We start from the raw sequence: 13,088 nt of genomic DNA, 5'->3' as shown, positions 1-13,088 counted from the left end.
CTCCTGCGTTTCACGACACGTTGAGTGAACCAACGGCACCATAACGGCATATTGATCACATATCAGGCGACCCGCAGGTCATGACGTCATGACGTCCCCGACTGCAGGATCACGAAGCCGGACACCGATGAAATCGGGACGTACTGGGCATACTGACACCATGTCTGATTCCGACAGTCATACCGGCGCTCCGCGCCCGCCCCGGTTCCGGGTGCTCACGGTGTGTACCGGCAACATCTACAGGTCGCCGTTCGTGGAACAGCTGCTGCGGGCCGGGCTCGCCTCGGAGCGGGAGACGATTCACGTGAGCAGCGCCGGTACGGCGGCGGTCCCCGATGCGCCGGTGTCGGACGCGGCGTACTCCGTCGACGGATGGGTGACGGACGTCTCCGCGACGATCCCCCGGCGGCTGACCGCCGGGCTGATCGACGCGTCGGATCTGGTGCTCGGAGCATCGACGGAACATCGCGAGGCCGCGGTACGGCTCTCCCCCGTACGGGCACTGACGCGCGCCTTCAGCCTGCGGGAGTTCGCCCGGCTGGTCAGCGCGGAGGACGGAGCGGGCCTCGTGGATCCGGCCGCGCGGTTCACCGCCCTGGTCAAGGGTGCGGCGGCCCGGCGCGGCACGGCCGGGGCGCACGGCGACGACGACGTGGCCGATCCGCTGGGCGCGAGTGCGGCGGAGGTGCACACGTGCGTGGCGCGGATCGAGGAGTCGGTCGCGCGGATCCTCGCCGCCGTGCGGGCAGGCTGAGCAGGTGGGACTCCCTCAGGAGTCGCACGCCGGGTAGGGCTCGACACGGGCCCGAAGCGGGGTGACCAGCGACTGGCTCAACAGCACCGGAGGCCGGTCGGCGGCCGGTTCCCGCAGCCGGAAGGTGAGGGTACGGCTGCTCTGCGCGGGCAGTTCCAGGTCCACGGTGTAGACCGGGTGGCCGCGTTCGTAACCGCCGTTCACCATGGTGGGACGGCCGTCGACGGTCACGCTGTCGAGCAGGGCGTCCTGGCTCGCGTAGTACGAGACGAGCAGCCGGTTGTCTCCCGGTCGTGTGGGGTAGCGGGGCTTGTCGCCGCGTTGTGTGACGTACTCCGGAAGTCCTGACGCCGGGGCGTTGTTGGTGAGCGTGACCCGTGCGGTGACCGAACGGCCGTCCGATGTGCACCTGCCCGGGATCCAGCGCAGTTCCCGTTGCAGGTAGTAGTCGAGCTTTCCCCCGGCGGCGTTGTTGACCACCACGCCGGCGAACGGGCCGGTTGTCGCCGACAGCGTGCCGCTCAACGGGTGTTCCGCCAGGAGCGTTTGTTCCTCCCCTCGGGCGCTCCACGCCTTCAGGCGTTCCTCCTTGACGATGTCGTAGCCGGCCATGATCAGCCCGGGCAGGGTGCCCGGGTCGTCGAGCGCGGTCACGAGTCGGTCCGCGGCGGTGCGGGCGACGTCCAGGAGGAATGCCTTGCGCTGCGCGCTGTCGGGGTAGCGCGCGTAACCGGTGCGCTCGGCGAGGTCCAGGGCGTTGTCGGCGGTGAGTTCGGTGCCGTCGGGCATCTGGCCCGGCCCTGTCGCCCGCAGCAGCCGGGCCAGCGCGCTGGGGTCGAGGGCGACGGCGCCGTCCACCTTCTGTCCGCTGTACTCACGCCAGGTCGACGCCCAGATCCGGGCCGCGTTGGGGAAGTGGGGGCTGACGTTCGAGTTGGCCCAGGTGTCGACGGGGTCCATGTGACCGTACTGCTTGGTGTACTCGGCTCCGAGATCGAGCGAGGGCTCGACCTCCGCCAGCATCGTGTCGGTTCCGAAGGACTCGAAGGCGAGTTGTCCCTTGTGGACGGTGAGGGCGGCGAACGCGCCGGGCAGGCCGCCCGTGCCACGGGCTTCTGCGGTGTTCTGGAACACCACGAGATAGCGTCTCGGCTCCTGCGCACCCAGCATGGGCGGAAGCACCTTGGCCGCCACGGCGGCGTCGGACATGGCCGGCGCGATCCGGTCGAGCTGCCCGGCCACCTGCCTCCGCGCCCGGTCCGCGGCGGGCAGCCAGGAACTGCGCGGCAGTTCATGGGTCTCGGCACGCATGTCGGCGGCCGCCTCCGCCGCCCGTTCGAGATCCGGAGCCGTGTCACCCAGCGCGGACAGGACCTCGGGAACGCTCTGGTGGCCGGCGTTCGCTCCGTGTCCCGGAGCCATGCGCATCACCGGGGGAAGTACGTCGTGCGTCAGCCGGTCGGCGACGTCCGCCAGACCGCGCACCGTGTCGAGTGGCCGGCCGAAGAAGGGGACGTGCGCGGCGAGATACCAGGCGGGGCCGCTGGTGAGGCTGTGCGCCCGGTCCGCGTGCAGGGCCGCGGAGTCCAAGGCCGCCTTCCGGTCGTCCTTGTGCCGGTCCGCCGCCGGACCGGGCTGCCCCGCGGCCCCGGCGACCGACAGCCGCAGTGTGTCCAGTGACCGCTGGGCGGCGACGAGTTCGGTGCGCGCCAGCACGGCGGTGACCGCGATCCAGCCGGCCCCGACCAGGCACAGCACGGCGACGCCCGACAGAACGTGCACGGCCCTGCGCCGTGAGGACGGATCCAGGCGGCCCCACGCGGACGTCGCCGAGTGCCACCATCTCTTCCACGCGGCCACGGGGCTCGTGGGACGTGTCCTCACCGGGTGCTCCTCATGTGAGTCGGGCCAGGGAACGAACGGGCCGTCGCACCAACAAGCAGGCAGTCTCCCGGACAGCGCGCTGCTGTTCGGGAGACTGCCGGTACTGCTCGGTGCAACCAGGCGTCAGTTGCTCTTCTGAGCGGCCGTACGCCGCCGCTTCACGAGGACCAGCGATCCCCCGCCGAGCAGTACGAGACCGCCCGCCGCGGTGAGCATGGCCACCGTTCCGTCCGACGAACCGGTCGCGGCGAGCGACGAGCCGTCGTCGTCGGACGACTTGCCGTTGTCGTCGGACGACTTGCCGTTGTCGTCGGAGTCGTCGTCGTCTCCGTTGTCGTCACCGTGGTCGTCGTCATCGTCGCCGTTGTCGTCACCGTGGTCGTCGCCGTGGTCGTCGTCACCGTGACCGGACCAGCCGTGGTCACCGTGCTCGTTGCCGGGACGCCCGTGGTCGCCGTCACCATGGTCGCCGTCGTCACCATGGTCGCCGTCGCCGCCGTGGTCGTCGTCGCCGTCCCTGGAGATGTTCACCCGTACGGTCTGCACGAGGCCGGATTCCAGGCCTTCGAGGTGGAAGTCGTAGTCGCCGGACCGGGTGCCCTCGGGGATGGTGACCGTTCCCTCCACGCGGCCGGTCTCGTCCGAGGGGAAGAGGCCGAGTTCCACGACCGGCCGGCCGTCATCCCCGTTGGGAGGCGCGGTGGTGGCGGTGGTCGTGGGTGAGGGGGAGGTCGTGGTCGTGATCGAGGGCGAGGGCTTCGGCTTGGACGTGGGACGGTCCGCCGGGAGGGCTCCCGGGAGGGCCCCGGGGAACGCGGCCGCTCCTCGCTGTGCGGCCGTGTTCGCCGCTCCGCCGGCGCCCGCTCCGTCCACGGGGAAGAGGCGTGCGTGGGTCTGCTCGGTTTCCCCGTGCCCGGTAGCGATGAAGTCGACCTGATCACCGGGGGCCAGGGTGATGTCGTCGACCTCGAGGGTCGGGGCCGGCGGGTACTGCGCGAACGCCGGCTCGGCGGCGATGAGGGGAGCTGCGACGAGGAGGCTAACGGTGGAGGCGGCCAGGGCGACTCGCCATCCGGAGCGTCTGGGCATGGTTTCGGGCTCCTTCGGAAGACGCTTGATCAGAGATGAGCGTTCTGTTGTCGATATGAGGTCGAACCGCGTTGCAGGACCGGCTGGTCCGCCGTGTCCGTTTCGCGCCGTGGTCGTGTGTTTCCGCACACCGACCCGGTCTGCGTTCGCATTCGAAGGCACACAATTGCGTCTGCCGTCCAAGCATCGGCATCCATAGACGTGGAGCGCTGTGTCCAAACAGCCACACCACAGGGCTCCGCAGGACGGCGTACGAGGTGCACTCGTGTGGCCCTCATCGCTCGCACGCGCGGCCCTCGTCTGTTGCGATTCGTCGCGCGTCGTCGTACCGGAACGCGGGCGGCGAGGAGTTCCGCACCGTCAACCGTCGTGTTCGAGGAGACTGACCGGCATGGGTGAATGCGAGGTGGTCCTCGGCATCGACGCATGTCCGGGCGGCTGGGTGGCGGTCGAACTCCGTGACGGACTCTTCGCCGGCGCGAGCATCGCCACCGGCCTGCGCTCCCTGCTGCAGCGACCCGGCGCCGACCCGGGCGGTGTCGTCGCCGTGGACATGCCGCTGGGGCTTCTCGACACCGGGTGGCGACGGGCCGGACGCGGATGCGGCCGCCGTGCTCGGCCGGATGAGGGGCAGTGTCTTCCGGGTGCCGCCGCGCGCGGTCTGGCAGGAGGAGCAGTACGAGGCCGCGAACCGCCGCTGTCGTGAGCTCACCGGAGCCGGGCTGAGCCGCCAGAGCTGGGGTCTCGCCGCCAAACTCCGCGAGGCGAACGCCTGCCTCGCCGATACCGGAGGGGACCGCCTCTTCGAAGTGCATCCGGAGGTGTCGTTCTGGGCGCTGAACGGCCGGACACCGCTCCCGCACCGCAAGAAGAGCTGGTCGGGGCAGACGACCCGCCGCTCGCTCCTCGCCGCCGCCGGAATCGTCCTTCCCGACGACCTCGGCGATGCGGGACGCGCCCAGCCGGACGATGTACTGGACGCGGCGGCGGCCGCGTGGAGCGCGCACCGGATCGCCCAGGGGCGCGCCGGGTGCCTGCCGGACCCGCCCCAGCGTGACGAGCGGGGGCGGCCGATCGCGATCTGGTACTGACGCGGCCGTCTAGACTCGGCGGATGGCCAAGTATGTCGACGTGCACCCCGAGAACCCCCAGCCGCGCATCATCAACGGCGTGGCTGACAGCATCCGCTCCGGCGCGCTCGTCGCGTATCCGACGGACTCCTGTTACGCACTGGGCTGCCAGCTGGGCAGTCGTGAGGGCCTCAACCGGATCCGGTCGATCAGAAACCTCGACGACCGCCACCACTTCACCCTGGTGTGCCAGAACTTCTCGCAGCTGGGTCAGTTCGTGCACATCGACAACGACGTCTTCCGCGCGATCAAGGCGGCCACGCCCGGCAGTTACACCTTCATCCTGCCGGCGACGAAGGAGGTGCCGCGGCAGCTGCTGCACCCGAAGAAGAAGACGGTCGGCGTCCGGATTCCCGACCACACGGTCGCGCAGGCACTGCTCGCCGAGCTCGGTGAGCCGCTGCTGTCCAGCACCCTCCTCCTGCCGGACGAGGACGAGCCGATGACACAGGGCTGGGAGATCAAGGACCGTCTCGACCATGTGGTGGACGTCGTGGTCGACTCGGGCGACTGCGGCACCGAGCCGACCACGGTCATCGACTTCTCCGGCGGCGAGGCCGAGATCGTCCGACGAGGGGCCGGCGACACCGCGAGGTTCGAGTAACGAGGGACGCGAACGGGACGGCGTCGCTGACGGCCGCGGTCCGCCGGCCTCGCGCGGCGGCCGCCGCCGGATGCCGCCCGTGCATGCTCCGCCCGGCAGAGCGCAGGAGCGCCCAGGGACAAGGTCGCGCCGTTCACCGGTCGGACGGGCGAAGGAAGACCGGCCGGGCCCAGGCGGGCGGGTCCGGCGGCGGCCCGGTGTCCTCCGGGACCTCGACGAGTCCCGTCACCACCTGTGTCGGCGCATGGCCGCCCCTGGCCACGACGGCCGCGGGCACCGCGGTGGCGGCCTCGCGCAGCGCCGCGACGAACTCCAGACAGGAGTCGTAGCGGTCGTCGGGGACCTTCGCCAGCGCCTTCGCCAGGACCTCGTCGGCAGCCGGGGGGATCTCCGGCCGGTGCTCGGTCAGCGGCGGCGGCTGGTCGTACTGGTGCGCCCACAGCAGCGCCACGTCCTCGTCGCGCTGGAAGGGCGGCCCTCCGGAGAGGGACTCGTAGACGACGCAGGCGAGGCTGTAGAGATCGCACCTGCCGTCCGTCGGGCGGCCGGAGATCTGCTCCGGTGCCACATAGTCGAGCGTGCCGACGAACTCGCCCACGGTGGTGAAGCCGGTGAGCGACAGCGACTTCTTCGTCAGTCCGAAGTCCGTGAGATAGACGTGCTCGGGGTGGTCGATGTCGGTGCCCTTGGCGACCAGGATGTTGCCGGGCTTGACGTCCCGGTGCACCAGATCGTGCTCGTGCGCCGCGTCCAGCGCGGAGGCCACCTGGGCGGCGATACGGACGGCGGTCGCGACGGGCAGCGGGCCGTCCCGGTCCAGCAGGGCCCGCAGGTCGAGACCGGCGACGAAACGCATGGCGATGTAGAGAACGCCGTCGGTCTCACCGGCCTCGAAGATCGGCACGATGTGCGGATGGTCGATGGCCGCCGCCACCCGTGACTCATGAGTGAACCGGCGACGGAAGGTGTCGTTTCGGGCGAGCTCGGGAGCGAGCAGCTTGAGCGCGACGGTGCGGTCCAGGCGCAGGTCCTTCGCGCAGTAGACGACGGCCATACCGCCGCGGCCGATCTCGCGCTCCACCCGGTAGCCCGCGATCTGCGCCCCGATCAGGCCGGAGGGCCTGCCCGAGTACAGGCTCATGTCGTCCGACGCCGGTGCCATCAGAGTCCACCACCGGACGGCCGTCCGTGCACGGGCCGCTCTCCCATGTCCGAATTCTATCGAGTGGCCCCTATGTGTGCTCGGGCACGGAACGTGACCGACGGTGCGGGGGCGCGGCAAACCGAGTTGACGACGCGTCCCAGGCTCCGGTTGTCTGCTGCGATGTCCGATCTTCGCTTCGAGCAGCCGGTCGACGACGCCACGCTCAAAGACTGGCAGCACGTCCACAACGTGATCATCCCGACCCATGTCCTGTCCCTGGACGACGTCCGCGAGCGGGCAGGGCGCAATCACCTCGAGGTCGCATATCTCGGAGACGTGCTGGTGGGCTGCAGCACGGTGCGCCCGCCCGAGGACGACACGACGACCGCCACGGTGATCGCCCGTGTCCTCGCCGCGCACCGTCGGCAGGGGTTCGGTGAGAAGCTCTACGCACGCGGACTCGACCGTGCACGGGAGCTCGGCGCCGAGGCGATCGAAACCGTCATCCTCTCGTCCAACGAGGACGGTGTGCGGTTCGCGCAGCAGCACGGTTTCGTGGAGACCGAGCGCTATCTGCTGCCCGGGGACACCATCCCCTGGATCACGTTGCGCCTCGCCTGACGTCGGCGGCGGGAACGGAGCGGACCGGCGACCAAGCGGGTCCGGAGGGCGGACCGAACTGGTGGAAGGGACGGCGGCCTTGGAAGCCTGGCGGCTGCGGGAGAGTCTGCGGACGGCGTCGGGGGACGTGCGCTGGGACCGGTTCGGTGACCCGGACGGGGAGGCGGTCGTGCTGTTGCACGGGACGCCGTTCTCCTCGTACGTATGGCACGAGATCGCCCCGGCACTGGCAGCCGAGGGGTTCCAGGTCTTCGTGTGGGACATGCCGGGCTACGGGGCCTCCGCGAAGTACGCCGGGCAGGACGTCTCGCTCGCCACTCAGGGCGAGGTGTTCGCGGAACTGCTGGCGCATTGGGGGCAGGCAGAACCGTCCGTGGTCGCGCACGACTTCGGAGGGTGTGTGTCCTTGCGGGCGCACCTGCTGCACAAGGCGAGCTACCGGCGGCTCGCGCTCGTCGATCCCGTGGCGCTCGCGCCGTGGGGGTCGCCGTTCTTCCGGCTGGTCCGGGAGAACGCGCAGGTCTTCGAGCAGCTTCCTGGCGCGCTGCACGGAGCACTCGTGCGGGAGTACGTGGGTTCCGCGAGCCATCAGGGGCTGCGGCCGGGGACGCTGGACGCGCTGGTCGCGCCGTGGACGGACGAGACCGGGCAAACGGCTTTCTACCGGCAGATCGCGCAGGCGGATCAGCGGTACACCGATGACATCCAGCCGTTGTATCCCACGCTGCGGCTGCCGGTGACCGTGTGCTGGGGTGCCGAGGACACCTGGATCCCGCCCGTGAAGGGGGTGGAACTCGCCTCGTTGATTCCCGGGGCTCAGCTTCGGTCGATCCCGGGCGCCGGTCACCTCGTTCCGCTGGACGCGCCCGCCCTGTTGCTGGGGGCGCTGCTCGCGTTCCTCAGGGAGGGCTGAGGAACGCACGCTGCGCCTGGGACCGGCGGGCGGAACCCGTGAACTACTCGTGGGTAGACACCTCTTGCGGCCTGGTGATCGCAGCCCTAGTTTCGGGGCACTGCGCGCCCGGTGTACCACAGCAACGGTCGGTGAGCCGCCGGCCGGTTCCGGGCGTTCATGGACCACCCCCCACATCCAGGAGGTTCCATGCGCTCCACCCGCAACGGCTCCCACCGCACACTTCTCGTCGTCACCCTCGCCGCCGTACTGGGTCTGACGTCCGCCGGCGTCCCGGCCTCCGCCTCGGCCCCAGGTGCGGGCACGGGCACGGGTTCGGCCGACGCAGGCGCGGACAACTACCTTGTCGGGCGCGGCATATCCGATGTCACGGGTGAGGCCGCCGAGACCGGCATGATGGGCTACTCCAGCTTCGACCAGAAGACGTCCGGGATCCATCAGCGTCAGAGGTCACGCGCCTTCGTCGTCGTCGACCGGTCGAGCGGCAGGCGCGTAGTGTACGTCAACGCCGATCTGGCGATGATCTTCCAGTCCGTGCAGCAGGGTGTCGTGGCACGCCTCAAGGCGCGGTACGGGCAGCTGTACGACGAAGGGAACGTGCTGCTGTCCGCCACGCACACCCACTCCGGGCCCGGCGGCTACTCGCATCATCTGGCCTACAACCTCTCCGTTCTCGGCTTCCAGGACGCGACGTACCGTGCGATCGTCGACGGCATCGTCGAGTCCGTCGTCGAGGCGCACGAGGACCTGAAGCCCGGCACCATCAGCCTCGGCGCGGGGACGCTCACCAACGCGAGCGTGAACCGGTCCCGTACCTCCTTCGACCGCAATCCGGCCGCTGACCGGGCCGCCTTCCCGGACGGGATCGACCCCGCCATGACCGTCCTGCGTTTCCGGCAGGGCGGCCAGGACGTCGGCGCGATCAGCTGGTTCGCGACCCACAACACGTCGATCACCAACAAGAACACGCTGATCAGCCCCGACAACAAGGGCTACGCCGCCTACTCCTGGGAGCACGACCACGAGGACGTGCGGTATCTCGACAACACGCCCGGGTTCGTGGCCGCGTTCCCGAACACGAACGCGGGCGACATGTCCCCGAACCTCAATCTGAAGCCGGGGTCCGGTCCGACCGAGAACGAGTTCGACAACGCCCGCATCATCGGGGAGCGCCAATCCACGAAGGCCCGTGAGATCTACCGGAGCGCCACGACGCCGCTGACCGGCAGCGTCGACTCCCGCCTGGTCTACGTCGACATGGAGAACGTGACCGTGGGGGGAGCGTTCACCCCCGACGGCAAGGAGCACCGGACCTGTCCGGCCGTGGTGGGGGCGTCCACGCTCGCCGGCAGTGTGGAGGACGGACCGGCGATCCCCGGGTTCACGGAGGGCATGCGCAATCCGGTCTCGCACATCATCGACGCCCTTCGGGTCGACACGCCGTCGTGGCTGGCGAGTTGTCAGTACCCCAAGGCGAGCCTGGTCCCGACCGGGCTCCTGAGCAATCTGTATCCGGTCACTCCCAGGATTCTGCCGCTGCAGATCGTCAAGATCGGCCGGCTCCATCTCGTCGCGGGGCCGGGCGAGTTCACGATCACCGCCGGTCTGCGCGTCCGGCGCACGGTGGCCGAGCAGCTCGGCGTGCCGGTCGGCGACGTCCTGCTCCAGGGGTACGCGAACGCCTACAGCCAGTACGTGACGACGCCGGAGGAGTACGACGCCCAGCAGTACGAGGGCGGCTCCACCCTCTACGGCCGCTACACGTTGCCCGCCTACCAGCAGGAGTTCGCGAAGGTGGCGGCGTCGCTGCGGGCCGGCACCGCGATCGGGCGCGGGATCGCTCCCCCGGACGAGTCGGGGCGTCAGTTCACCCTGCAGACGGGCGTCGTGTACGACAATCCCCCGATGGCCAGGTCCTTCGGTGACGTCCTGACAGGGCCGGCGGCGTCGTACGAGCGGGGCGGGACGGCCACGGTGGAGTTCGTCACGGGACACCCGAAGAACAACCTGCGCCGCGGCGGGACGTTCCTGGAGGTCCAGCGCCTTGTCGACGGCCGCTGGGTCCGTGTGCTCGACGACGGCGACTGGCAGACCACCTACCGCTGGACGCGGGTCAACGGCCTCACGGGCACGTCGAAGGCCACCATCACGTGGTCCATCGACGCGGGCACCGCGCCGGGAACGTACCGGGTGGTGCACTTCGGGGACGCCAAGAACCTCTTCGGAAAGATCACGCCGTTCACGGGGACGTCGCCCGCGTTCACGGTGCGCTGAGGTCCCTGCGGTGAGGACGGAGAGCCCCGGGCCGTTCGGGCCGGGGGTGTGAGGGAGCCGGCGGTCCGCGCGAGGCGGACCGCCGGCCGGTGGTGCGTGAGTGCCGGAGCTCCTGGATCCGGCGGAGCTGCAGGGTCTGCCGGGTCTGCCGGGTCTAGAAGACGCTCACTCCGTAGGCGCTGAGCGCCTCGGTGACGGGCTGGAAGAAGGTGGTGCCGCCACTGGAGCAGTTGCCGCTGCCACCGGAGGTCAGGCCGAGCGCGGTCGACCCGGAGAACAGGGGGCCGCCGCTGTCGCCCGGTTCGGCGCAGACGTTGGTCTGGATCAGGCCGGAGACGATGTCACCGCCGCCGTAGTTGACGGTGGCGTTGAGGCCGGTGACGCTTCCGCCGTGCAGGCCGGTGGTGCTTCCGCTGCGCTGGACGGACTGGCCGACGGAGGCGTTGCCGGCGGAGGTGATGTCCCGGTACGTCCCGTTGTAGAGGTAGACGCGGCCGTCCGCGGCCGAGGCGTTGGCGTGCCGGATGATGCCGTAGTCGTTGCCGGGGAAACTCGTCCCGGTGCGGGTGCCGAGCAGGGTGGTGCTGGAGGAGTTGGTGTACCAGGTGCTGCCGATGTTGGTGCAGTGACCGGCCGTCAGGGCGTAGTAGGTGCTGCCGCTGCGGACGTTGAAGCCGAGCGAGCAGCGGCCACCGCCGGTGTAGATGGCCTCGCCGCCCGCGATGAGCTTGTTGAAGGCGCCCGGGGTGCGCTTGATCTCGAGAGCGGCGGCGCGGCTGCCCGCGGCCTCCTTGAGCTCGGCCAGTTCGGCGGCCGAGACGGTGGAGTCCGCGGTGACGACGAGCTTGCCGGACTTCGCGTCGGTGTACCAGGCGGTGCCGGGCACATCGGCGTCCAGCACCGCGCCGCTCACCTCGGCGAGCTGGGCGGCGGTGGCCGGCGCAGGGGTGGCGTCGGCTGCCGCGCTGGGGGCGGCAAGCGCGACTGCCGCAAGGAAGGCGGAGGCAACGGCGGTCAGCCGTGCGCCTCTTGCGACGCGGGCGTGGGGGGTGAAGCGCTTGATGTTCACTACATCCTCCAGTGGGGGTTTCTGAGGACCCGTTGGGTGGACGGGTCCCGGCATCGGCCCGGAGGCGGCGACGGAGGACGAACACCCTCCGCCATGCCCCTGACAATGCCTTGGCTACAGATCCTGGCTTCCGGTTGAGAACTCGACAAGATCGCCTTTCGGCCGCTCTACGCGCGTCCATCGGGAAGATCGCGGAGAAGGATCCTTGCGGGGCCAGGCGTTGACGAGCTTCCGCTCAACGCTTCGGCCGGTTCCGTCACGTCACCCGCCGACGAGCGGAATCAACGATTCATTTGCTATCCGGGAATCGGGCGGCCCTCGGTGCCGGGCCGTGGCGCCTCCACGGGGAAGCGATGCGCGGGAATAGGAGGGAGAGCGCTTGCCGTTGAGGCAGTTCAGGGTTCAACCGGCCGCCCGTGCACCGATGCCTGCGCAACACGGCTGAAACCTTGCGATCCTCCCCCATCGCCCCTCGGGACCCGACCGGTTGCAGTGGCTTCCGCAATCTGGACGGCCCCGGCCCGGCCGGCCCGTCACCCGCGCAGTGTCGATCATGGCGCGAAGTAGACGGTGACGGTCCGGTGGAACGGACCTGCCGCGCGCACCCGAACGCCCCTCGAGCCACCCCCTTATGCGTCAATCACTCCTGTTCGCCCGAGCCCCACCGGTGTCCGGTTTCCATCGCCCCTCACAGGCCGGGCCGTCAGGCGATGGTGGTACTGAGCATCAGCAGATGGACGACATCGGCAGCGGCGATGCCGATGACGGCCAGGAACGGCAGCCGCGCGTCGGCGTCGCGGACGGGGCGCGCGAGAGCCAGGACGCAGAGCAGCACGGTCATGGACAGCACGGCCCAGCCGGGCCGGGTCACCGGTCCGTCGGGCGCGACGAGCAGGACCAGGGACGAGGCCAGAACGAGGACGGCCGCGACGCACACCGATCGCCGCCGGCCGAGCCGCTGGGGCAGGCCGTTCACCCCCGCCGCGAGATCCTGGTCGATGTCCGGCAGTACGTTGACGAAATGCGCGCCGGTGCCGAGCAGGGCGGCGGCGGCCATCAGCCAGAGCGGCGGCCAGGGACGGCCGGGCAGGGCGAGGGTGACGAACGCGGGGAGCAGACCGAAGGCCAGTGCGTACGGCAGCCAGGAGACGACCGTGCGCTTGAGGCGGAGGTTGTACCACCAGGCCGCCGCCACGCCCGCGAGATGGACGCTGCCGGCGAGCAGGCCGCAGGCCATCGACAGCGTGACGCAGAGGACCAGGGCCACGATCGCGGCGACGGAGACCGCGGTGGGCCCCGTCTCCCCGGTCACCAGGGGTTTGTCCCTGCGGCCGGCCGCGCTGTCCCGTCGCATGTCGGCCCTGTCGTTGCACCAGCCGACCGACAGCTGTCCGGTGGCGACCGCGCCCACCACCGCGGCACCGGCCATGAGACCGCGTCCGCCGACGGCCGTGACCATTGCGGCCATGAGGACGCTGACGGCCGCGGCGGGCAGCGGATGACACGCTTTCAGCAGGCCGGTGACCGTCGCGTACGAGGAGACCGGCGGCAGGAGCGGGGCGGCGTCGTCGCCGATGGTGGTGGTGGGGAGCTTCACGTCACCACG

12 protein-coding genes are annotated in these 13,088 nt (G+C 70.3%); 7 read left to right on the top strand and 5 right to left on the bottom strand.

All coding sequences use genetic code 11. The annotated features are described in order from the left end of the window. Window positions 1-160: 160 nt before the first annotated feature. Window positions 161-754, top strand: coding sequence for an arsenate reductase/protein-tyrosine-phosphatase family protein (locus OG766_RS35630; RefSeq protein WP_328727267.1), 594 nt, complete (start codon window positions 161-163; stop codon window positions 752-754). A 15-nt stretch (window positions 755-769) separates the two neighbouring features. Here OG766_RS35630 and OG766_RS35625 read toward each other — a convergent pair whose 3' ends face one another. Then, complete coding sequence (locus OG766_RS35625) at window positions 770-2,638, bottom strand: DUF4012 domain-containing protein (protein WP_328727265.1); 1,869 nt, start codon at window positions 2,636-2,638, stop codon at window positions 770-772. 123 nt (window positions 2,639-2,761) lie between these two features. Beyond that, window positions 2,762-3,727 carry an LPXTG cell wall anchor domain-containing protein gene (locus OG766_RS35620; RefSeq protein WP_328727263.1) on the bottom strand — a complete coding sequence of 322 codons (966 nt, stop codon included), beginning with the start codon at window positions 3,725-3,727 and terminating at the stop codon, window positions 2,762-2,764. A 391-nt stretch (window positions 3,728-4,118) separates the two neighbouring features. On the opposite strand from OG766_RS35620, the gene OG766_RS35615 reads away from it, so the two are divergent. From OG766_RS35615 to OG766_RS35605, 3 genes are read left to right on the top strand one after another with little or no spacing between them, the layout of a single operon-like run. Next, on the top strand, window positions 4,119-4,433 hold the full coding sequence (locus OG766_RS35615) for a DUF429 domain-containing protein (protein WP_328727261.1): 315 nt from the start codon (window positions 4,119-4,121) through the stop codon (window positions 4,431-4,433). Beyond that, window positions 4,351-4,818, top strand: a complete 468-nt coding sequence (locus tag OG766_RS35610; protein ID WP_328727259.1) for a DUF429 domain-containing protein — start codon at window positions 4,351-4,353, stop codon at window positions 4,816-4,818. The genes OG766_RS35615 and OG766_RS35610 overlap by 83 nt, the downstream gene beginning before the upstream one ends. Window positions 4,819-4,840: 22 nt before the next feature. Further along, window positions 4,841-5,461, top strand: coding sequence for an L-threonylcarbamoyladenylate synthase (locus tag OG766_RS35605; RefSeq protein ID WP_266389524.1), 621 nt, complete (start codon window positions 4,841-4,843; stop codon window positions 5,459-5,461). 133 nt (window positions 5,462-5,594) lie between these two features. Here OG766_RS35605 and OG766_RS35600 read toward each other — a convergent pair whose 3' ends face one another. Then, window positions 5,595-6,623: a serine/threonine-protein kinase gene (locus tag OG766_RS35600; protein WP_328727257.1), complete on the bottom strand. Its 1,029-nt coding sequence runs from the start codon at window positions 6,621-6,623 to the stop codon at window positions 5,595-5,597. Between the two features lie 162 nt (window positions 6,624-6,785). On the opposite strand from OG766_RS35600, the gene OG766_RS35595 reads away from it, so the two are divergent. The 3 genes from OG766_RS35595 to OG766_RS35585 all read left to right on the top strand — a co-directional run bounded on the left by OG766_RS35595 (window position 6,786) and on the right by OG766_RS35585 (window position 10,413). After that, window positions 6,786-7,226 carry a GNAT family N-acetyltransferase gene (locus tag OG766_RS35595; RefSeq protein WP_266389519.1) on the top strand — a complete coding sequence of 147 codons (441 nt, stop codon included), beginning with the start codon at window positions 6,786-6,788 and terminating at the stop codon, window positions 7,224-7,226. Between the two features lie 79 nt (window positions 7,227-7,305). Next, a complete protein-coding gene (locus OG766_RS35590; RefSeq protein ID WP_328727255.1) occupies window positions 7,306-8,139 on the top strand; it encodes an alpha/beta fold hydrolase in 834 nt (277 codons plus the stop codon). Window positions 8,140-8,328: 189 nt separating this feature from the next. Beyond that, window positions 8,329-10,413: a neutral/alkaline ceramidase gene (locus OG766_RS35585; protein WP_328727253.1), complete on the top strand. Its 2,085-nt coding sequence runs from the start codon at window positions 8,329-8,331 to the stop codon at window positions 10,411-10,413. A gap of 154 nt (window positions 10,414-10,567) precedes the next feature. On the opposite strand, the gene OG766_RS35580 is transcribed toward OG766_RS35585, so the two are convergent. Then, window positions 10,568-11,482 carry a S1 family peptidase gene (locus OG766_RS35580; RefSeq protein WP_266389510.1) on the bottom strand — a complete coding sequence of 305 codons (915 nt, stop codon included), beginning with the start codon at window positions 11,480-11,482 and terminating at the stop codon, window positions 10,568-10,570. A 703-nt stretch (window positions 11,483-12,185) separates the two neighbouring features. Continuing rightward, window positions 12,186-13,079, bottom strand: coding sequence for a UbiA family prenyltransferase (locus OG766_RS35575; RefSeq protein ID WP_328727250.1), 894 nt, complete (start codon window positions 13,077-13,079; stop codon window positions 12,186-12,188). Window positions 13,080-13,088 lie beyond the last annotated feature (9 nt).

The sequence above is a fragment of the Streptomyces sp. NBC_00259 genome (assembly GCF_036181745.1).
GTDB lineage: Bacteria > Actinomycetota > Actinomycetes > Streptomycetales > Streptomycetaceae > Streptomyces > Streptomyces pratisoli.
Note: the sequence above shows the minus strand (reverse complement) of the source record. Positions and strands in the feature narration are given on the sequence as shown.